21 protein-coding genes are annotated in these 19047 nt (G+C 60.8%); 16 read left to right on the top strand and 5 right to left on the bottom strand.

Annotation, left to right across the window (positions count from 1 at the left end; genetic code table 11):
- The first annotated feature begins 14 nt into the window (after positions 1-14).
- Both J3D54_RS29155 and rfaH read left to right on the top strand, forming a co-directional pair.
- The gene (locus J3D54_RS29155; RefSeq protein WP_253426002.1) at positions 15-446 is read left to right on the top strand and encodes a phosphomannomutase; all 432 of its coding nucleotides are present in this window, start codon (positions 15-17) and stop codon (positions 444-446) included.
- The gene (rfaH, locus tag J3D54_RS29160; RefSeq protein WP_253426004.1) at positions 443-949 is read left to right on the top strand and encodes a transcription/translation regulatory transformer protein RfaH; all 507 of its coding nucleotides are present in this window, start codon (positions 443-445) and stop codon (positions 947-949) included. The genes J3D54_RS29155 and rfaH overlap by 4 nt, the downstream gene beginning before the upstream one ends.
- Positions 950-1019: 70 nt before the next feature.
- Here rfaH and J3D54_RS29165 read toward each other — a convergent pair whose 3' ends face one another.
- Complete coding sequence (locus J3D54_RS29165) at positions 1020-1856, bottom strand: undecaprenyl-diphosphate phosphatase (protein ID WP_253426007.1); 837 nt, start codon at positions 1854-1856, stop codon at positions 1020-1022.
- A 379-nt stretch (positions 1857-2235) separates the two neighbouring features.
- On the opposite strand from J3D54_RS29165, the gene J3D54_RS29170 reads away from it, so the two are divergent.
- Complete coding sequence (locus J3D54_RS29170; protein ID WP_253426010.1) at positions 2236-2652, top strand: hypothetical protein; 417 nt, start codon at positions 2236-2238, stop codon at positions 2650-2652.
- Positions 2653-2838: 186 nt separating this feature from the next.
- Here J3D54_RS29170 and J3D54_RS29175 read toward each other — a convergent pair whose 3' ends face one another.
- The 4 genes from J3D54_RS29175 to J3D54_RS29190 all read right to left on the bottom strand — a co-directional run bounded on the left by J3D54_RS29175 (position 2839) and on the right by J3D54_RS29190 (position 6431).
- Positions 2839-3438 (bottom strand): serine protease, encoded by a 600-nt coding sequence (locus J3D54_RS29175; RefSeq protein ID WP_253426842.1) that lies wholly within the window; start codon positions 3436-3438, stop codon positions 2839-2841.
- Between the two features lie 348 nt (positions 3439-3786).
- Positions 3787-5007: an organoarsenical effux MFS transporter ArsJ gene (arsJ, locus tag J3D54_RS29180; RefSeq protein ID WP_253426014.1), complete on the bottom strand. Its 1221-nt coding sequence runs from the start codon at positions 5005-5007 to the stop codon at positions 3787-3789.
- Positions 5008-5016: 9 nt separating this feature from the next.
- A complete protein-coding gene (locus tag J3D54_RS29185; protein WP_253426017.1) occupies positions 5017-6021 on the bottom strand; it encodes an ArsJ-associated glyceraldehyde-3-phosphate dehydrogenase in 1005 nt (334 codons plus the stop codon).
- 47 nt (positions 6022-6068) lie between these two features.
- Positions 6069-6431: a metalloregulator ArsR/SmtB family transcription factor gene (locus J3D54_RS29190; protein WP_253426019.1), complete on the bottom strand. Its 363-nt coding sequence runs from the start codon at positions 6429-6431 to the stop codon at positions 6069-6071.
- 313 nt (positions 6432-6744) lie between these two features.
- Here J3D54_RS29190 and J3D54_RS29195 point away from each other — a divergent pair, with 313 nt between their 5' ends.
- From J3D54_RS29195 to J3D54_RS29255, 13 genes are all read left to right on the top strand, one after another.
- Positions 6745-7416: a GntR family transcriptional regulator gene (locus J3D54_RS29195; protein WP_007935506.1), complete on the top strand. Its 672-nt coding sequence runs from the start codon at positions 6745-6747 to the stop codon at positions 7414-7416.
- Between the two features lie 114 nt (positions 7417-7530).
- Positions 7531-8463 carry a 4-hydroxyproline epimerase gene (locus tag J3D54_RS29200; RefSeq protein WP_253426022.1) on the top strand — a complete coding sequence of 311 codons (933 nt, stop codon included), beginning with the start codon at positions 7531-7533 and terminating at the stop codon, positions 8461-8463.
- Positions 8460-9575, top strand: coding sequence for an FAD-binding oxidoreductase (locus J3D54_RS29205; RefSeq protein ID WP_253426026.1), 1116 nt, complete (start codon positions 8460-8462; stop codon positions 9573-9575). Before J3D54_RS29200 ends, J3D54_RS29205 begins: the two co-directional genes overlap by 4 nt.
- Positions 9568-9804, top strand: a complete 237-nt coding sequence (locus J3D54_RS29210; protein WP_008074690.1) for a (2Fe-2S)-binding protein — start codon at positions 9568-9570, stop codon at positions 9802-9804. The genes J3D54_RS29205 and J3D54_RS29210 overlap by 8 nt, the downstream gene beginning before the upstream one ends.
- Positions 9801-11054, top strand: a complete 1254-nt coding sequence (locus J3D54_RS29215) for an FAD/NAD(P)-binding oxidoreductase (RefSeq protein WP_253426844.1) — start codon at positions 9801-9803, stop codon at positions 11052-11054. Before J3D54_RS29210 ends, J3D54_RS29215 begins: the two co-directional genes overlap by 4 nt.
- A 71-nt stretch (positions 11055-11125) precedes the next feature.
- Complete coding sequence (locus J3D54_RS29220) at positions 11126-11875, top strand: AraC family transcriptional regulator (protein WP_253426029.1); 750 nt, start codon at positions 11126-11128, stop codon at positions 11873-11875.
- A gap of 526 nt (positions 11876-12401) precedes the next feature.
- Positions 12402-12761 carry a DUF6124 family protein gene (locus J3D54_RS29225; RefSeq protein ID WP_253426032.1) on the top strand — a complete coding sequence of 120 codons (360 nt, stop codon included), beginning with the start codon at positions 12402-12404 and terminating at the stop codon, positions 12759-12761.
- 454 nt (positions 12762-13215) lie between these two features.
- On the top strand, positions 13216-14034 hold the full coding sequence (locus J3D54_RS29230; RefSeq protein ID WP_019581953.1) for a transporter substrate-binding domain-containing protein: 819 nt from the start codon (positions 13216-13218) through the stop codon (positions 14032-14034).
- A gap of 10 nt (positions 14035-14044) precedes the next feature.
- Positions 14045-15823: an aconitase X gene (locus tag J3D54_RS29235; protein WP_253426035.1), complete on the top strand. Its 1779-nt coding sequence runs from the start codon at positions 14045-14047 to the stop codon at positions 15821-15823.
- Positions 15816-16481 (top strand): amino acid ABC transporter permease, encoded by a 666-nt coding sequence (locus tag J3D54_RS29240; RefSeq protein WP_018928302.1) that lies wholly within the window; start codon positions 15816-15818, stop codon positions 16479-16481. Before J3D54_RS29235 ends, J3D54_RS29240 begins: the two co-directional genes overlap by 8 nt.
- A gap of 10 nt (positions 16482-16491) precedes the next feature.
- Positions 16492-17142 (top strand): amino acid ABC transporter permease, encoded by a 651-nt coding sequence (locus tag J3D54_RS29245; RefSeq protein WP_018928303.1) that lies wholly within the window; start codon positions 16492-16494, stop codon positions 17140-17142.
- Positions 17135-17857 (top strand): amino acid ABC transporter ATP-binding protein, encoded by a 723-nt coding sequence (locus J3D54_RS29250; RefSeq protein ID WP_253426038.1) that lies wholly within the window; start codon positions 17135-17137, stop codon positions 17855-17857. The genes J3D54_RS29245 and J3D54_RS29250 overlap by 8 nt, the downstream gene beginning before the upstream one ends.
- Before the next feature lie 134 nt (positions 17858-17991).
- Entirely contained in the window at positions 17992-19020 is a 1029-nt protein-coding gene (locus J3D54_RS29255) for a proline racemase family protein (protein WP_253426041.1), read from the top strand.
- The last annotated feature ends 27 nt before the right edge of the window (positions 19021-19047 follow it).

A 19047-nucleotide genomic window follows, 5' to 3' on the forward strand; every position in this document is an offset into this window, starting at 1 on the left:
TGGACGAAGCCTCTATGAATACGTTGAGCGGTTTCAAGGCAGATGACAGTCGCCACCCGTATAGCGCTGACCTTAAGCACAACCTCGCGTACCGCATCGTGCGCGCCTATGCGTCGGAACTGATTTTCCCCCGTGTGCGAAAACCACCGGTACTGCTGGTGGAACGCATCGGCGCGTTTCCCTCCTCCGGGGAGATCCGCCGCCAAGTCGAGGATGGCCCGGCGCTGCTGGCGAGCATCAAGCAGCGTTACGCCGGCGATACCCTCGACCTCAACGAGAGCGACGGGCTGAACCTGGTCTTTGCCGACTGGCGCTTCAGCTTGCGCCTCTCGGGCAAGGGTTGTGTTGCTTGCCTGATCGTGGAAAGTCGCGGCGACAGTTCGCTCCTGCAGCGCAAAACCGCCGAACTGTTGGAGCAGATCGATGCAGGGAGGGCATTTGAATGAACGCGATTGCAGAACACCCCACCAAAGCCTGGTACCTGGTCCAGTGCAAGCCCAAACAAGATGAGCGCGCCGAAGAACATTTGCAGCGCCAGGGCTATGCCTGCTTTCGCAAGACCTATAGACGCGAACGCATGTTGCGCGGGCAACGTCGAGTGATCAGCGAGTCGCTGTTTCCAGGTTACCTGTTCATTCAACTGAGCCATCAAGACAGTTGGGGTCCACTGCGCTCGACTCGCGGCGTTTCGCGGGTCGTCGGGTTCGGCGGTCAGCCATTGCCGATCCGCGATACGCTGATCGACGAACTCCAGGAACGGGACAGCCAGGCGATCGTGACCACGTTGTTGAAACACGGAGATGCTGTGCGCATCACTGAAGGCCCGCTCTGCGATCTCGAAGCGGTGTTCCTGGCCATGGACGGCGAGGAACGGGTGCTGCTGATGATGAATCTCCTGCAGCGTGAACAGCAAATCAGCCTGCCACTGGCGCGGGTCAACAAGCTTTAGAGGCTTTTAGCTGCTCACATAAAAAACGCCGCTCAACAACAAGCGGCGTTTTTTATCAGCACAGGAAAACCTACGCCCCTTCCGAGAGGTGATTCCAGTCAACCCAACCCAAAAACCAGGTCGCCAGAATCAGCAAACCGAAGGCGATCCGGTACCAGGCAAACACCGCATAACTATGGTTGGCGATGAACTTGAGCAACCCGCGCACGGCAACCATCGCAAAGACAAACGCGGCGACAAATCCCAATGCAAACACTGGCAAGTCTGTAGCCTGGAACAGGTCGCGATATTTATAGCCCGAGTACACCGCGGCACCCACCATGGTCGGCATCGCCAGGAAGAACGAAAATTCGGTGGCCGTCTTGCGTGACAGGCCAAACAGCAACCCGCCGATAATCGTCGACCCCGAGCGCGAAGTGCCGGGGATCATCGCCAGGCATTGTGCGCAACCGACTTTCAAGGCATCGGTCCAACGCATCTCGTCAACGTGATCGATCACCACCACATGCTCGCGTTGTTCGGCCCACAACATGATGATCCCACCGATTACCAGCGCCACGGCCACGGTGATCGGGTTAAACAGATACTCATGGATTTTGTCGGCGAACATCACACCCAGAACAACCGCCGGCAAGAAACCGATCAACAAATTCAGCGTAAAACGTTGCGCATTTCGCTGGGTCGGCAAACCCGTGGTGATGTCCAGAATTTTGCGACGGAACTCCCAGACGACCGCCAGAATAGCGCCCAACTGAATAATGATATTGAACGCCATGGCTCGCTCACCGCCAAAGTCGAGCAAGTCCGCAGCAATAATCTGGTGGCCCGTACTGGAGATCGGCAAAAACTCTGTGAGTCCTTCAATCAGCCCTAGAATCGATACTTGCGTGGTGGTCCAGAAATCCATTAATCCCCCATTAACCCCTCTCGGCTGAAAGGTCTGTTGTTGGTTCCGAGCATCTGTCGGGTCAACGAAGAATTAAAACGCATTATCCGCCGGCTTGAGCCAAACGTTAGAAAACGTCCATGACCAGGGCCATGACCACCTCTACGACCCCCACCCGCCTGCTACGCTTTGCGTTCATGACTGGAGGAATAACCATGCCGGACGATCCTACCCCCGCCCTGCTCGACGCCAGATGGACGCTGAAGAAGAAATTGACCCGGAAGACTGATGCTTGTGTGTCGCAAATCCATGACTGCCACTCATCGTCAGCTCGTTGACGTTTTGAGTTTGGACGCGCGCAATGTCTACCCCAAAAATGATCGCCCAGAGACCACTCCACATGGCAAAGATCATAGTGCTCGCCGGTGACTTCCCGCAGGGCGATGGAGAGTATCACTCGGGAACCATCACGCTCAAAACGGCCCTCAAGCCACGACTGGGGAAAAGTTTCTCGGTCTCGGAATTTAAAGACCTGACGGTCCAGAACACCGACTGCAATAAAAATATCAAGAGCGCCATAGGCCTGGGCCTTGCCGGGGCCCTGTTGCTGGGTCCAGTCGGAGCCATCGCCGGCTATCTGCTTGCCGGCAAGAACACCGAGGTGACCTTCATGGCCACCCTGAAGGACGGTGGCAAGCTCCTGGCTGCGACCGATTGCGATACCTTCCAGGACATCTCGGCACGCGCCCTCAAAAAATCCCGCCCCGGTCGTCGACGCGTCCCGGCCGAGTCATTCAACAACGAATCCATTCACTGATCCGCTGGCCCCGTGACAGCGAAGATGTGGGCAGATACAGAACATGCTCCCCCAACGCTCTGGACTGTCACACCACCGACACTTGGCTATCGCCTCAACTAACGGGATCGACACTATCAATATACGCTTGGACTCAATAACGAGCTAAGGCGCTGTCACCCCTACCCACTGGGTGACACCCCTGCACTACTTCTGCGCATATTTCGCGCCGTGCGGATCATCTAACTGCGCCTGCATCAACCGCCACTCACGCTGAATGATCGAGTAAGGAATAAAGATACTGATCCGCTCAGCGCCCTTTACCCCAGGATGAAAACTTACATCGTGAAGTGTGGTGGAGAAAAAACCGACATTGATACCGACAATACTGCCGTCATTGGCGATGACGGGGCCACCTGACATCCCCTTGATCATCGGGGCATCATGGATGGCATAGCGCTCGCCGCTGCCTTCATCACTGTTGATGAAGGGCGTCGGATAGACCTTGCCTTGCCCGCTGACAGTCGTCATATACGGGCTCGTGCCCACGGCAGTGATGTGCTCACCCACGCGAGGCGCGCGCCATGACGGATAGTGACCGTTGGCCTTGTGCTTGATGAAGACCAGGTCGCAACCGGTGCTGCAGCTGTATTTCACGTTGGATATGAGTGGCGTGTGGCGGGTGGTGACGGCGTAGTCCTCGTTCCATTGCACAGCCGAGGCCGTGTACAGATAGGGCAAGGGAAAGCCTGAGAAGACGGAAAAATATGAATCATTGGCAGGTCCCGACAAGTCGGGTTTTACCATACCGTTGCATCCTGCAATACCAGCTCCTATTAAAAAGTAGGCCATGATTTTAATCATGATGCTCACCGACTTATAAGGAGATTTTAGTTTTTGTTGTGTCAGGTTTTTAGTGATTAGGTTGTTGTAGTTTTTCCTCGCTGCCTGTTCTGGTGGGTAATGTATGGCTTAGGTTGTAAGCGTGGGTATGAATTAATTGCGCTAAGAACAATCGCTTTTCGTTACATATAATAAACTTCAAATATTTGGCGCCTGAAAAATGTCAGGCACGCCGAAATAAATAAAAATGGAAGTTGCACTTAATAAGTGTAAAGCGCGTGAAACAGCACTTTTAGAGCGATTTAGCGCGAATTAGGGCACTTTGGAATGCCTCGGCAACCTAACCGAAATCAGTGCTGCGAAAATAACAAATGCGCTGGATATCCATAAACATGCTCCAAGCCCGAAGGCCTGATAAACCCAGCCAGAGAGCACGGTACCGATCAGCCGCCCCATGGCGTTGGACATATAGTAGAAGCCCACGTCCAGCGACACGCCGTCTTCCTTGGCGTAAGACACGATCAGGTAGCTGTGCAGCGAGGAGTTCACCGCGAACAACGCACCAAAGACCATCAGTCCGCCCAACAGCACCCACTGTTGCGACAACCCGGTGTTCAAACCCAGAGCGATTGCCGCCGGCAGGCCTGCCAAAGCAAACGCCCAAAGAAACGCCGCGCGGCCATCAGGAACATGTCCTCGTTGCTTGCCGGTGATCCGTGGCGCGAACGATTGCACGATGCCATAACCCATCACCCAGGCCGCCAGGAATCCACCGACCTCCCAGAAGTCCCAGCCAAACACGCTGCTCAAGTACACCGGCAAAGCCACGACAAACCAGACATCGCGAGCACCGAACAGAAACATCCGCGCCGCTGACAGAATATTGATGGCCCGGCTCTTGGACAGGATGTCGCGAAATCTGGGCTTGGCTTTCGCCTTGCCCAGGTCCTTTTTCAACAGGACCAGGCTGCTGAGCCAGATCAGCGCCAGAACACCTGCCATGGCCAGCAACGCCCCTTTGAAGCCGATCAGGGCGAGCAATGCCCCGCCGAGAAAGAAACCGACCCCCTTGAGGGCATTCTTCGAGCCGGTGAGGACGGCTATCCATTGATAAAGCTTGCCTTGTTGCCCGTCGGGCACCAGCAGCTTGATCGAGCTTTTGGCGCTCATCTTGTTCAGGTCTTTGGCGATCCCCGACAGCGCCTGGGCCCCCATCACCCAAGGAATCGTCAGCCAGGCCACCGGCACCGTCAACATCAACAACGCCACAACCTGCATTCCCAGTCCAATGTTCATGGTCCGGTTCAAACCCAGTCGCGCGCCAAGATAACCGCCCACCAGGTTGGTGATCACGCCAAAGAGTTCATAGAACAGAAACAACGCCGCGATTTGCAGCGGGCTGTAGCCCAACGCATGAAAGTGCAGCACCACCAACATGCGCAAGGCACCGTCGGTGAGGGTAAAAGCCCAGTAATTGCCGGTCACAAGCAGGTATTGCCGCACTGACGGTGCGAGGGCTGACAAGGCTTTCATCAACATTCCTTAAACGGCCAGACCGACCATCCTGGCCAATTCAACGGTGCGGTTCGCGTAAGCCCATTCGTTGTCGTACCAGGCATAGATTTTGACCTGGGTGCCGTTGATGACCAGGGTCGACAGCGCATCGATGATCGATGAGCGCGGGTCGGTGCGGTAGTCGATGGACACCAGCGGACGCTCCTCGAAACCGAGGATGTCTTTGAGTTCGTTCTCGGACGCGTCCTTGAGAAACCGATTCACTTCTTCGACCGTGGTGACGCGCTCGACCTCGAACACACAATCGGTCAGCGAAGCATTGGCCAACGGTACACGCACCGCGTGGCCATTCAGACGCCCGCGCAGCTCCGGGAAAATTTCCGCGATGGCGGTGGCCGAACCGGTGCTGGTCGGGATCAGGCTCATGCCCGAAGCCCGCGCACGGCGCAGATCCTTGTGGGGTTGGTCGAGAATGCTTTGGGTGTTGGTCAGGTCGTGAATGGTGGTGATCGAGCCGTGGCGAATGCCTAGCGCTTCATGGATCACCTTGACCACTGGCGCGAGGCAATTGGTGGTGCACGATGCAGCGGTAACGATGCGATGTTCAGCCGGGTTGAACAGCTGATGGTTAACGCCCATGACGATGTTCAGCGCGCCCTCCTCTTTCACCGGAGCGCTGACCACCACGCGCTTGACGCCCTGGTCGAGGTACGCCTGAAGCACCGCGACGGTTTTCATCTTGCCGCTGGCTTCAATCACCAGGTCGCAGCCCGACCAATCGGTTTCGGCAATCGCCTTGTTGGCGGTGACCTTGATGCGTTTGCCGTCGATGACAATGCAGTTACCCTCGGCATCCGCCTGATCATGCCAGCGGCCATGCACCGAATCGAAGTTCAGCAAATGCGCATGCGTCGCCGCGTCGCCTGCCGGGTCGTTGATCTGCACGAATTCAAACTCTGGCCAGCGCCAGGCGGCGCGCATGGCGAGACGACCGATGCGACCAAAACCATTGATGCCCACTTTGATAGTCATGTTGAGGTGCTCTGTAGCGGTTGTCAGGGAGGGTGCTTTGGCAATCATCAAGCCGGACAGCAGGCGGCTGCCCGTTCAGGACGGTCGCCCATTTGTTCAAGGCGTTTGGCATCGGGGCTCAACCAGTGCGCGTTGGCTTGAAGCGCCACGATCAGCATCTGATTGACCCAGTCAGGAAGCGTCGGGTGCAGTCGGTAGTAAACCCATTGGCCTTGCCGACGGTCCGCCAGCAATCCGCAGGTGCGCAACTGCGCCAGGTGCCTGGAGATTTTGGGCTGGCTCTCGTTCAACGCGCAGGTCAGCTCGCAGACACACAACTCTCCCTCACGGGCGATGAGCAGCATCATGCGGACGCGGTTGTCGTCAGCCAGGCATTTGAAAACGGCGGTCGGCGTCAGAGAGTCAGACATTTCGGTTCTCGCTGGTTTGGGCTTTGCGTCACAGTGGAGCATCAGCTTATATGCGCTTAACCGAATATATGTTTTTCCGCATGTACGGTAAAGCACCAGCCGCAGTAGCCAACGTCACCACAGCCCTTGTGGGAGCGAGCCTGCTCGCGATGACGGCGGTACATTCAGCATCAATGTCGGCTGACCCGCCGCAATCGCGAGCAAGCTCGCTCCCACACGTTTACGCACTTTGCTGGCAGGTACGGCCCAAGGAAGATCAGCGAAAGGATTTCGTATACCCTATCGCTTATCTCACTTCCAAACGACCGCCGCCGTGAACCTACCCAAACTCAACGCTCCCGACCTCGGCAATACACCGTCGACCTCGGAAATCATCACCCGTCATCTGCGCGACGCCATCGTCGCCGGGCATTTCGCCGAAGATGAGCCGATTCGCCAGGACGACATTGCTCGCCAGTTCAACGTCAGCAAGATTCCGGTGCGCGAGGCCCTCAAGCGGCTGGAAGCCGAAGGGTTGGTGATGTTCCAGCGCAATCGAGGGGCGATGGTCACGCGGGTTTCCGATGCCGAGCTGGCGCAGATGTTCGAAGTGCGCATGTTGCTGGAGGACAAAATACTGCGCCTGGCCATCCCCAACATGACCGAAGAAACCTTCGCCCGTGCCGAGCGCATCTGCCAGGAGTTCATCGGCGAGGACGACGTGGGCCGCTGGGCCGAGCTCAATTGGGAGCTGCACGCCTGCCTTTATGAACCAGCGCAACGGCCGTTTCTGGTCAGCCTGATTCGTTCGGTCAACGACAAGCTGGAGCGCTACCTGCGCATGCAAATGAGCCTGTCGGCCGGCAAGGAACGGGCCGATCACGAGCACCGTGAGATTCTCGCGGCCTGTCGTGCCGGCGATGTGGAGCTGGCGGTGAAGCTGCTGGACGAGCACATTGCCGGGGTCTGCAAGACCCTGTTCGAGCACCTGCCTCACGCCCACTGATCATTGCGGATGCTGTGCCGATTTCGTCATCGGCACGGGATAAATCCATCAAGCCGATACCCCGCTGCACAGGCCACTCTTGCGTTCACTCATCTGAATGGACGTGGCCCTCCCATGAAACGCATCACCGTGATCGACTCCCACACCGGCGGCGAACCAACCCGTCTGGTGACTGCCGGCTTTCCTGACCTGGGCACCGGCAGCATGGCCGAACGGCGCAAGCGGCTGGCCGACCATCACGATCAATGGCGCGCCGCCTGCGTGCTGGAACCACGAGGCAGCGACGTACTGGTGGGTGCCCTGCTCTGCACACCGGTAGACCCGAGCGCCTGTGCCGGGGTGATTTTCTTCAACAACAGCGGTTACCTGGGCATGTGCGGCCACGGCACCATCGGCCTGGTGGCGTCGTTGGCGCACCTGGGCAAGATCGGCCCCGGTGTGCACCGCATCGAGACGCCGGTGGGGACGGTGCAGGCGACCCTGCACGAAGACCATTCGGTGAGCGTGCGCAATGTGCCCGCTTACCGTTACCGCAAGGCGCTGGCGTTGCAGGTACCGGGCATCGGTCAGGTGGTTGGCGATATCGCCTGGGGCGGCAACTGGTTTTTCCTGATCGCCGAGCATGGCCTGCGGGTCGCCGGCGACAACCTCGACGCGCTGACCGCTTATACCTACGCCGTGCAACAAGCGCTGGAGGCCCAGGGCATTCGTGGCGAAGACGGCGGGTTGATCGACCATATCGAACTGTTCGCCGATGACGATCAAGCCGACAGCCGCAACTTCGTGCTCTGCCCCGGCAAGGCCTATGACCGCTCACCGTGCGGCACCGGCACCAGTGCCAAACTGGCCTGCCTGGCCGCCGACGACAAGTTGCAACCGGGGCAGATCTGGCGCCAGGCCAGTGTCATCGGCAGCGAGTTCGAAGGCTCTTACGAATGGCAAGGCGAGCGCATCGTGCCGACCATTCGCGGCCGTGCCTTTATCAGCGCCGAAGCCAGTTTGATCATCGAACAGGATGACCCGTTCGCCTGGGGCATTCGTCCATGAGCGAGGGCCTGGTGGCCGATGTGATCGTGATCGGCGCCGGCATCATCGGCGCCGCCTGCGCCCAGGCGTTAGCCCGTCGTGGCTTGCAAGTGCTGGTGCTGGACGCCGGCCTGCACGGTGCGACGGCGGCGGGCATGGGCCACCTGCTGGTGCTCGACGACAACCCGGCCGAATTGGCCCTGAGCCAATATTCCCTGCAACGCTGGCGCGAACTGGCGCCGGACCTGCCCGACGGCTGCGCCTACCGCAACAACGGCACGCTGTGGCTGGCGGCCAACGCCGAAGAAATGGCGGTCGCCCACAGCAAATACCTGAACCTGAAAGCCCAGGGCGTGGCGTGCGAACTGGTCAGTGCCAGCGCCTTGCGTCAGCGTGAACCGGAACTGCGCGAGGATCTGGAAGGCGGCTTGCTGATCAATGGCGACGGCATTCTGTATGCGCCGGCGACGGCCCGCTGGATGCTCGACACGCCGAACATCCGTCAGCATCGGGCACGGGTCAGCGCGGTCGATGGCAATCGCGTCTGCCTCGATGACGGTCAGTGGTTGCGGGCCGAAGCGGTGGTGTTGGCCAACGGTGTTCAGGCCAACGAACTGTGCCCGGAATTGCCCATCGAGCCGAAAAAAGGCCATCTGCTGATTACCGACCGCTACCCCGGCACCGTCACCCACACCCTGGTGGAACTGGGTTACGTCACCAGCGCCCACAACGCCACGGGGCCATCCACCGCCTGCAATATTCAGCCGCGCCCCACCGGGCAATTGTTCGTCGGTGCCTCGCGGCAATTCGGCACCACCGACCCGCAGGTCGAAGGCTGGATGTTGGCGAAAATGCTCAAGCGTGCCGCCGAGTACATGCCAGGGCTGGCCCGGCTCAACGGCATCCGCGCCTGGACCGGCTTTCGCGCCGCCAGCCCCGACGGCCTGCCGCTGGTGGGCCAGCATCCGCAGCGCCAAGGCTTGTGGCTGGCCGTCGGTCACGAAGGCTTGGGCGTTACCACCGCCCCTGGCACGGCCGACTTGCTGGTGGCGCAGCTGTTCAACGAAACCCCGCCACTGGCCGCGCAACCCTATCTGCCCCAGCGTTTCCTCGGAGAACCCGCCTATGCCTGAATTACTGCTGGACGGCCGCGCCTTGAAGGTGGCCGAAGGCACCAGCGTCGCCGCAGCCTTGGCGCTGGGCAGCGACGGATGCACGCGCACTTCGGTCAGTGGCCAGCGCCGCGCACCGCTGTGCGGCATGGGCATTTGCCAGGAATGCCGGGTGACCATCGACGGCCGGCGACGCCTGGCCTGCCAGACTCTGTGCCGCGACGGCATGCAGGTGCAGACATGCCCATGAACGAATACGCCGATCTGCTGATCATCGGAGCCGGCCCCGCCGGCATGGCCGCTGCCCTTGCCGCCGCGCCCAGTGGCGCACGCATCGTCATGCTCGACGACAATCCGCTGCCGGGCGGGCAAATCTGGCGTGACGGTCCGCAAGCCAACGTACCCGATCAGGCCCGTCGCCTGCGTGAACGTTTGCAGGCGTGCAGCAACATCCGCCGCCACGCCGGCACCCGGGTGATCGCCAATCCCGGTCCGAAACAGCTGTTGGTCGAAAATGACGATGACGGCTGGCTGATCAGTTATCACCGATTGATTCTGTGCACCGGCGCCCGCGAGTTGCTGCTGCCCTTCCCCGGCTGGACGTTGCCCGGCGTGACCGGCGCCGGGGGCTTGCAGGCGCTGATCAAGGCGGGCCTGCCGGTGCAGGGTGAGCGCGTGGTGATTGCCGGCAGCGGCCCGCTGTTGCTGGCGAGTGCCGCCTCCGCGAAAAAACACGGCGCGCAGATCCAGCGCATCGCCGAGCAAGCCTCGCGCACCGCCGTCGCCGGTTTCGCCGCGCAACTGCCCCGCTGGCCTGGCAAATGGTTGCAATCGTTCGGCCTGTTCGACCGCCATTACCGCACCGCGACGCATGTGCTGGCCGCCCTTGGCACTGACCGGCTGGAAGGCGTGCGCCTGCAACAGCAAGGCAATATCGTCGAGCTGGAATGTGATCGGCTGGCCTGTGGTTTCGGCTTGATCCCGAACATTCAATTGGGCCAGGCACTGGGTTATGCCATCGAAGGTCAGGCGTTGGCCGTGGATGCCTGGCAGGCCAGTCGCGCCGATCATTATGCGGCGGGTGAATGCACCGGGTTTGGTGGCAGTGAACTGGCGTTGGTCGAAGGTGCCATTGCTGGGCACGCGGCGGTCGGTAACCTTGAAGCGGCCCGTCAGTTGTGGCCACGCCGGGCACGCTGGCAGGGTTTTGCCAAGGCGCTGAATCAGGCCTTCGCCCTCGACCCGCCACTCAAATCCCTGGCCCACCCCGACACCCTGGTCTGCCGCTGCGAAGACGTGCCCTACGGCGCATTGACCGGGCACACTGACTGGCGCGAAGCCAAGCTGGCCAGTCGCTGCGGCATGGGCGCTTGTCAGGGCCGGGTATGTGGTGGCGCGGTGCAGCACTTGTTCGGCTGGCAACCCTCGGCGCCCCGCCCGCCCTTCAGCCCGGCACGAATCGAGACCTTGATGTGCCTGGACGACACCCCGCCGGCCTGAAACCCCCTCGGGGGTTTCAGGCGCGCTGTCGAGCCTCTATGATCCCGGGGTCGCCACCAGACCCCGACGCCATGTATCCCTCGCTCAGCACCTTCAAACCCTGCGATCTGCCCACGCTGTTGAACAGCCTGCAGCCGATTGCGCCGCTGCTCGACACCCTGGCGGACGTGGTGTTTTTCATCAAGGACCGCGAAGCCCGCTACGCCTTCGTCAACCAGACCCTGGCCCGGCGTTGCGGTTTCAAACATCGCGAGGAACTGCTGGGGCGCACCGCCGAAATGGTCTTCCCGGAACGCTTCGGCCCGCTGTACACCGAACAGGATCGGCGGGTGCTGTCCAGCGGTCGCGAGATGGCCGACCAACTGGAGCTGCACCTGTATTACGGCAACCAGCCGATTTGGTGCCTGACCCACAAACTCGCCTTGAAGGATGAACAGGGTCACATCGTGGGCCTGGCGGGGATCTCCCGCGATCTGCAATCGCCGCAGTCCAATCACCCCGCGTTCGAGAAACTCGCCGCGGTGGACGCGCACATCCGCAGCCACTTCGCCCGCCCCATCAGCCTCGCCGAACTGACCGCCATCGCCGGTTATTCCGTGGCGCAGTTGGAGCGTCATTGCAAACGGGTCTTCCAGCTCACCCCACGGCAGATGATCAACAAGGCACGCCTGGAAGAAGGTTCACGGTTGTTGCTGCACACAGAACTGCCGATCACCGAGATCGCCCTGCGCTGCGGTTACACCGATCACAGTGCGTTCAGCCGGCAGTTTCGTGCGTTGACCGGTCTGTCACCGAGCCAGTATCGCGATACTCAGCGTTAGGGAATGTGGGTGTTCTTACGGGCCTCATCGCGGGCAAGTCGGATCGCCGCACCGCCGCTCCCACAGTGATCGATGTCGTTCACGAATCCTTTGTTCAATACAAATACCTGTGGGAGCGGGCTTGCCCGCGATGAGGCCTGCACAGCCACCACAAGGCTCAATGTCAGACCGATAAACAAGCACTGTTTAAACGACACTTCCAGATACTCACCCAGGCTACACATCCTTGCGCCGCTGCCTACGACTACGCCAGAATCCGCCGGCTAGTGCGCCTGTGGCCCGGGCTATATCGTTTCCCTGTCGCTGAAAAACAGCGATCGGGTTTGGTAGCCCGCCGTCCACATGTCGCATAGCTTCACCTTATGCAGATGCTTTCAGCGTTTGTTTTTATGGTGGCCATGCGTAGGGTGCCCTCGGGCACGCCGGTTTTTCCATGTGGGCCGGTCTACCAACCTTCGTATGGCCACCACCTCTTCGTTTGGTAGCGAGGGTGATGGCTCCTCTAATCACATATGGAGTTCCATCTATGTTCAAACCAACGCCAAATCCTCCAGAAACCGACGACGTTTCCCCCTACGAATCCCTCGATTCCAAAAAACTCCACGCAGCCGCCGACCGCGCCCTCGATCACTACCTCAAACCACCCATCCCCAAAGACACCCAGCGCAAACCCAGCACCATTTACCACGTCGGCCCCAAGGTCGATAACGAAACCCTGCTGGTCAACGCCTGCGAATCCCTGGCGTCAGCCAGCATGATGCTCAGTGAGTTCGCCGGGCTGATGGACATGCCCCATCGCAACGTGATGTTGGGGATTCAATCGGTGGTCATGCTCGGTGAGCTGGCGGTGAACCGAGTGCTGGATAACCTCGATCCGCAGGGCTAGCGAGGATCTGTGGCAAAGGGGCTTGTTGTGGCGAGGGGGCTTGTCGGAACGCCGCACCGCCCCGTTCGGCTGCGCAGCAGTCGTCAATCCGGTGTATGCGATTTCTCTGATACACCGCGGTTACAGGTTTTGGGGTCGCTTCGCAACCCAGCGGGAGCAAGCTCCCTCGCCACATGGGTGTGTCAGAGCACGGGTTGGTCTATCAAAAGATGGCAGGGCGCCGATGTTCCTTAAAGGGGCGCCCCGCACAACCATTGCTCCCATCTGTAACACCCGCCATCGCGGACCTCGCCCCTCACAACATCCCCCTGACGCACCGCAACACCTCTACTCCAAGGCCTGCCAACAAATTCACGCCCTGGCCTGGAAACGGGCACGTTGATTGCTATATTTAATATCGTATACGAAATCCCCAATACGATATCCAACAGCACTTCACACCAACGAGGCCTCTATGAAAAACCCCGCATTTGCCGTAGCCCTCAGCGCTGTTCTCAGTACCTCCTTCATTGCCACCGCCCAGGCCGACAAGCTCGACGACATCATCGGTTCGGGCAAGCTGCGCTGCGCCGTGACCCTGGACTTCCCGCCCATGGGTTTCCGCGATGCCGGTAACAACCCAGCCGGTTTCGACGTGGACTACTGCCGTGACCTGGCGAAAATCCTCGGGGTCGAGGCCGAAGTGGTCGAGACGCCGTTCCCGGACCGTATTCCGGCGCTGGTCTCCGGGCGGGCCGATGTGATCGTCGCCTCCACCTCCGACACCCTCGAACGGGCCAAGACTGTCGGCCTGACGGTGCCCTACTTTGCCTTCCAGATGGTGGTGCTGACTCGCGACGACACCGGCATCAACAGCTTCGATGACCTCAAGGGCAAACCCGTGGGCAACACCAGCGGCACCTATGAGGCCATCGCCCTGGAGAAAGACGTGAAGAACTGGGGCACCGGCACCTTCCGCGCTTATCAGTCGCAGAACGACACCCTGCTGGCCGTCGCCCAGGGCCATATCGACGCCACCGTGGTCACCAACACCGTGGCCGCCGCCACCCTCAAGTCGGGCAAATACAAAAACCTGAAAGTCGCCGGTAACGCGCCGTACGTGATCGACTACGTTTCCCTCGGTGCCAAGCGCAACGAGTATGGCCTGCTCAATTACCTCAACCTGTTCGTCAACCAGCAGGTGCGCACCGGTCGTTACAAGGAGCTGTTCGTCAAATGGGTCGGCACTGAAATCCCGCCGACCAACCTGACCGTGCCACAGGTTTACTACTGAGGTGTCCGGCATGCCTAGGCCCACTTCTCTGACCGGCCGCAGCCTGGTCGCGGGCGCCGCTCAGGGCGCTCTGTTGTTCGCCGATATCGGGTTGAGTTTCTGGGGCGGGGTCGATCCGGTTAGCGGTGAGATCATTGATCGTCACCACCCGCTCAGCGGCGAATACCTGGCCGGCCGCGTGCTGGCCATTCCCAGCGGTCGCGGCTCGTGCACCGGCAGTAGCGTGTTGATGGAATTGATCAGCAACGGTCACGCACCGGCCGCACTGGTGCTGGCCGAACCCGATGAGATCCTGACCTTGGGCGTGCTCGTGGCGCAGACCATTTTCGAGCGTTCCCTGCCGGTGCTGTGCATCGGCCGAGAGGCCTTCGCCGCATTGCGCGGCAAGGCCTTCGCTCGAGTCGACGGCGCCTCGGTAACCGTGTTCGAACACCTGCCGGGCGATGCCTGGCAGGCACTCGACAGCCCATTGCAAACGCAAGACCCAAGCGCCCCGCTCGAACTCACCGAACACGACCGGGCGCTGCTCGACGGCCAGCATGGCAAGGCTGCACAAGTGGCCATGCAGATCGTCCTGCGCATGGCCGAACTGCAAGGCGCCCGCCGTCTGGTGGATGTCACCCAGGCGCACATTGACGGCTGCATTTACACGGGACCGGCGAGCCTGCGCTTTGCCGAGCAACTGGTGCAATGGGGAGCAAAAGTGCGGGTGCCCACCACCCTCAATTCGATTTCCGTGGACCAGCGCCGCTGGCGCGAATTGGGCATCGACCCGGCGCTCGGCGAACCGGCCAGTGCCTTGGGCGATGCCTATATGGCGATGGGTGCGCAACTCAGTTTCACCTGTGCGCCCTACCTGCTCGACAGCGCGCCGAAGGCGGGCGAGCAGATCGTCTGGGCCGAATCCAACGCGGTGGTCTACGCCAACAGTGTGCTGGGTGCACGCACCCTGAAGTACCCGGATTACCTGGACATCTGCATTGCCCTGACCGGTCGCGCGCCATTGATCGGCTGTCACCTGGACGCGCAACGCAAGGCCCGATTGCAGGTGGAGGTGCTCGCCCTGGGTGAACTGGACGATGCCTTCTACCCGCTGCTCGGTTACCACATCGGCGCGCTGGCGGGCAGCCGGATTCCACTGGTGCGCGGGTTGGAAAACCGCAAACCGAGCCTGGACGACCTCAAGGCGTTCGGCGCGGCATTTGCCACCACCTCCTCTGCCCCCTTGTTCCATATCGCCGGGATCACCCCGGAAGCTATCGACCCGGCGCAGGTGCTGGAGGTGGATGTAGCCCTACCCGTGGAAACAATCCGACTCAAAGATCTATTGGTCAGCTGGCGCGAGCTCAACAGTGCCCGCGACAGCCGGGTGGATGTGGTCTCGCTGGGCAACCCGCATTTCTCCCTCAGCGAGTTCGCCCACCTGGCGCGGCTGTGCCTCGGTCGTCACAAGCACCCTGAGGTGGTCCTCGCCATTACCTGCGGCCGCGCCGTGCTGGAGCAGGCTCGCGAAGCCGGGCATATCGCCGTGATCGAAGCCTTCGGCGCGACCCTGGTCACCGATACCTGCTGGTGCATGCTCGGCGAACCGGTGATCCCGCCGGGCGCAACAACCTTGATGACCAACTCCGGCAAATACGCCCATTACGCCCCTGGCCTGGTGGGCCGCAAGGTGCATTTCGCCAGCCTGGCTGAATGCGTCGACACCGCTTGCAGTGCCACGGCCAGCGGTCGTCTGCCGGCCTGGCTGAACATTGCCACCCCTCTGGAGACGCTCGCGCATGTTTGATTACACCTTCCAATGGCGCGCCACCCTGCGCGCCCTGCCGGACATGCTCGCCGGCGCCTGGGTCACTTTCGAGACCGCCGCGCTGTCGATGATCTTCGGCGTGTTGATCGCCCTGGCCCTGACGGTGATGCGCGAAAGCAAAACCCCGCTGCTGCGCGGCATCGGCAACGGCTGGGTATCAATCGCGCGCAACACCCCGTCGCTGTTCCAGATCTACGTCCTCTACTTCGGCCTCGGTTCGCTGGGCCTGCATGTCAGCTCATGGTTCGCCCTGCTCGCCGGGATCACCTTCAACAATGCCGGGTATCTGGCGGAGAACTTTCGCGGTGGCCTCAAGGCCGTACCCGACACCCAAGTGCGCGCCGCACGTTCGCTGGGCATGAGTGCCTTCCAGGCCTACCGCATGATCATCGTCCCGCAGTTGCTGCGGATCGTTTTCTACCCGCTGACCAATCAGATGGTCTGGGCAGTGCTAATGACGTCGCTGGGGGTGATCGTCGGGCTGAACAATGACCTGACCGGGGTGACCCAGGACTACAACGTCAAAACGTTCCGCACCTTCGAATACTTCGCCATCGCCGCGGCGCTGTATTACCTGATTGCCAAGGCGATCGTCGCGTCAGCCCGGCTGATGGCCTGGCGGTTGTTCCGTTACTGAGGGCTTGACCATGTTTTCCACCAGTTTTTCCTGGAATGACCTGCTGTTCCTGCTCGATGGCGCCTGGGTCACCCTGCAACTGACGTTCTGGTCGATCATCCTCGGCTCCTTCGCCGGGCTGTTGTTTGGCCTGCTGCGGGCCTTGTTGCCACGCGCCAGCCTGCCCCTGGCCTGGGTGCTGGACGTGTTTCGCAGCGTTCCGCTGCTGATTCAGTTCGTGCTGTTCAACTCACTCAAAAGCATCGTCGGCTTGAACCTCAGCGCCTTCAGCGTCGGCTGCATTGTGCTGGGGGTGTACACCGCCGCGTACTTCACCGAGATCGTGCGCAGCGGCGTGCTGTCAGTGCCATTCACCCTGCGGCGGGCCAGTCGTTCGCTGGGCCTGAGCTTTTTGCAGGACCTGCGCTGGATCGTCCTGCCGATGGCCACCCGAGTAGCCTTCCCCGGCTGGCTGAACCTGGTGCTCGGGGTGATGAAAGACACCGCACTGGTGATGTGGATCGGCATCGTCGAACTGCTGCGCGCCTCGCAAACCATCGTCACCCGCATTCAGGAACCGCTGCTGGTGCTGTGCGTCGCGGGCCTTATCTATTACGTCATGAGCCTGGTGGTTGCACGCCTGGGTGCTCGTCTGGAAAGAAGGTGGCAAGAAAATGATTGAGATCGACAACGTACATAAATCCTTCGGCGATCTGGCCGTGGTCAAGGGTGTCAGCCTGACGGTGGACAAGGGCGAAGTGGTGTCGATCATCGGCGGCTCGGGCTCCGGCAAATCGACCCTGCTGATGTGCATCAACGGCCTGGAACCGATCCAGAAAGGCAACATCCGCGTCGACGGCGTCGAGGTCCATCACAGCGCCACCGACCTCAACCGCCTGCGGCAGAAAATCGGCATCGTGTTCCAGCAATGGAATGCCTTCCCGCACCTGACCGTGCTGGAAAACGTGATGCTGGCGCCGCGTAAGGTCTTGGGCAAAAGCAAGGCCGAAGCCGAGGCACTGGCGGTGCAGCAGCTGACCCACGTGGGCCTTGGCGACAAGCTCAAGACCTTCCCCGGCAAGTTGTCCGGAGGCCAGCAGCAACGCATGGCCATCGCCCGCGCCCTGGCGATGTCGCCGGACTACATGCTGTTCGACGAAGCCACCTCGGCCCTCGACCCGCAATTGGTCGGCGAGGTACTGGACACCATGCGCATGCTTGCCGAAGACGGTATGACCATGGTGCTGGTGACCCACGAAATCCGTTTTGCCCGGGATGTGTCCGACCGCGTGGCGTTCTTTCGCAATGGCCTGGTGCACGAGATCGGCTCGCCGGATCAGGTGATTGGCAATCCGGTGCATGCGGAGACGGCGGCGTTTCTGAAATCGGTGAAATAACGGATGGCCTCATCGCGGGCAAGCCCGCTCCCACAGGGTTTGGTGGTGTACACAAAATCGGTGTTCAACCCAAATCACTGTGGGAGCGGGCTTGCCCGCGATGAGGCCCGGACAGGCGATAAAAGGAGTAAACCATGCGCTCATCGAAAGTCATTCATGTGGTCAGTTGCCACGCCGAAGGCGAAGTCGGCGATGTGATCGTCGGCGGTGTCGCCCCACCACCGGGCGCCACCGTGTGGGAGCAATCGCGCTGGATCGCCCGAGACGAAACCCTGCGCAATTTCGTCCTGAACGAACCTCGCGGTGGCGTGTTCCGCCACGTCAACCTGCTGGTGCCGGCCAAGGACCCTCGAGCGCAGATGGCCTGGATCATCATGGAACCGGCGGACACGCCCCCGATGTCCGGCTCCAACTCGCTGTGCGTGGCCACGGTGCTGCTCGACAGCGGCATCCTGCCGATGACCGAACCGCAAACCCGGCTGGTGCTCGAAGCACCCGGCGGCTTGATCGAGGTCGTGGCCGACTGCCGCGACGGCAAGGTCGAACGGGTGGAAATCAAGAACGTGCCCTCCTTCGCGGACCGCCTCGACGCCTGGATCGAAGTCGAAGGCCTCGGCTCATTGCAGGTCGACACCGCCTACGGCGGCGACAGTTTTGTCATCGCCGACGCCAAACGCCTGGGCTTTGCCATCCGCCCTGACGAGGCGGCCGAGCTGGTCGAGGTCGGGTTGAAAATCACCCGCGCCGCCAATGAACAACTGGGCTTCGTCCATCCGCTGAACCCCGAGTGGTCGCATATTTCCTTCTGCCAGATTGCCGCGCCCATCGTGGTTGAAAACGGCATTGCCACCGGGGCCAACGCGGTGGTGATTCAACCCGGCAAGATCGACCGCTCGCCCACCGGCACTGGTTGTTCGGCGCGTATGGCGGTGTTGCAGGCCAAGGGATTGATGCAGGTCGGCGAGCGCTTTATCGGCCGTTCGATCCTCGGTTCCGAATTCCATTGCCGCATCGATTCGATGACCGAAGTGGCCGGCCGCCCGGCGATCTACCCGTGCATTTCCGGCCGGGCCTGGATCACCGGCACCCACCAATTGCTGCTCGACCCCAGCGATCCGTGGCCACAGGGTTATCGCCTGTCAGACACCTGGCCCGGTGCCTGAAACTCCCCAGACCAACGGCTATAAAAA

Origin of the sequence: Pseudomonas sp. GGS8 (genome assembly GCF_024168645.1) — a bacterium.
Classification (GTDB): domain Bacteria; phylum Pseudomonadota; class Gammaproteobacteria; order Pseudomonadales; family Pseudomonadaceae; genus Aquipseudomonas.

Bases quoted from the DNA above. Each gene is read 5' to 3' on its own strand.
- arsJ (WP_253426014.1), bottom strand. From the start codon at position 5,007: ATGAAAGCCTTGTCAGCCCTCGCACCGTCAGTGCGGCAATACCTGCTT.
- rfaH (WP_253426004.1), top strand. From the start codon at position 443: ATGAACGCGATTGCAGAACACCCCACCAAAGCCTGGTACCTGGTCCAG.
- J3D54_RS29170 (WP_253426010.1), top strand. From the start codon at position 2,236: ATGGCAAAGATCATAGTGCTCGCCGGTGACTTCCCGCAGGGCGATGGA.
- J3D54_RS29205 (WP_253426026.1), top strand. From the start codon at position 8,460: ATGAGCGAGGGCCTGGTGGCCGATGTGATCGTGATCGGCGCCGGCATC.
- J3D54_RS29190 (WP_253426019.1), bottom strand. From the start codon at position 6,431: ATGTCTGACTCTCTGACGCCGACCGCCGTTTTCAAATGCCTGGCTGAC.
- J3D54_RS29245 (WP_018928303.1), top strand. From the start codon at position 16,492: ATGTTTTCCACCAGTTTTTCCTGGAATGACCTGCTGTTCCTGCTCGAT.
- J3D54_RS29185 (WP_253426017.1), bottom strand. From the start codon at position 6,021: ATGACTATCAAAGTGGGCATCAATGGTTTTGGTCGCATCGGTCGTCTC.
- J3D54_RS29220 (WP_253426029.1), top strand. From the start codon at position 11,126: ATGTATCCCTCGCTCAGCACCTTCAAACCCTGCGATCTGCCCACGCTG.
- J3D54_RS29255 (WP_253426041.1), top strand. From the start codon at position 17,992: ATGCGCTCATCGAAAGTCATTCATGTGGTCAGTTGCCACGCCGAAGGC.
- J3D54_RS29200 (WP_253426022.1), top strand. From the start codon at position 7,531: ATGAAACGCATCACCGTGATCGACTCCCACACCGGCGGCGAACCAACC.
- J3D54_RS29210 (WP_008074690.1), top strand. From the start codon at position 9,568: ATGCCTGAATTACTGCTGGACGGCCGCGCCTTGAAGGTGGCCGAAGGC.
- J3D54_RS29240 (WP_018928302.1), top strand. From the start codon at position 15,816: ATGTTTGATTACACCTTCCAATGGCGCGCCACCCTGCGCGCCCTGCCG.
- J3D54_RS29225 (WP_253426032.1), top strand. From the start codon at position 12,402: ATGTTCAAACCAACGCCAAATCCTCCAGAAACCGACGACGTTTCCCCC.
- J3D54_RS29230 (WP_019581953.1), top strand. From the start codon at position 13,216: ATGAAAAACCCCGCATTTGCCGTAGCCCTCAGCGCTGTTCTCAGTACC.
- J3D54_RS29155 (WP_253426002.1), top strand. From the start codon at position 15: ATGAATACGTTGAGCGGTTTCAAGGCAGATGACAGTCGCCACCCGTAT.
- J3D54_RS29235 (WP_253426035.1), top strand. From the start codon at position 14,045: ATGCCTAGGCCCACTTCTCTGACCGGCCGCAGCCTGGTCGCGGGCGCC.
- J3D54_RS29165 (WP_253426007.1), bottom strand. From the start codon at position 1,856: ATGGATTTCTGGACCACCACGCAAGTATCGATTCTAGGGCTGATTGAA.
- J3D54_RS29175 (WP_253426842.1), bottom strand. From the start codon at position 3,438: ATGGTAAAACCCGACTTGTCGGGACCTGCCAATGATTCATATTTTTCC.
- J3D54_RS29215 (WP_253426844.1), top strand. From the start codon at position 9,801: ATGAACGAATACGCCGATCTGCTGATCATCGGAGCCGGCCCCGCCGGC.
- J3D54_RS29250 (WP_253426038.1), top strand. From the start codon at position 17,135: ATGATTGAGATCGACAACGTACATAAATCCTTCGGCGATCTGGCCGTG.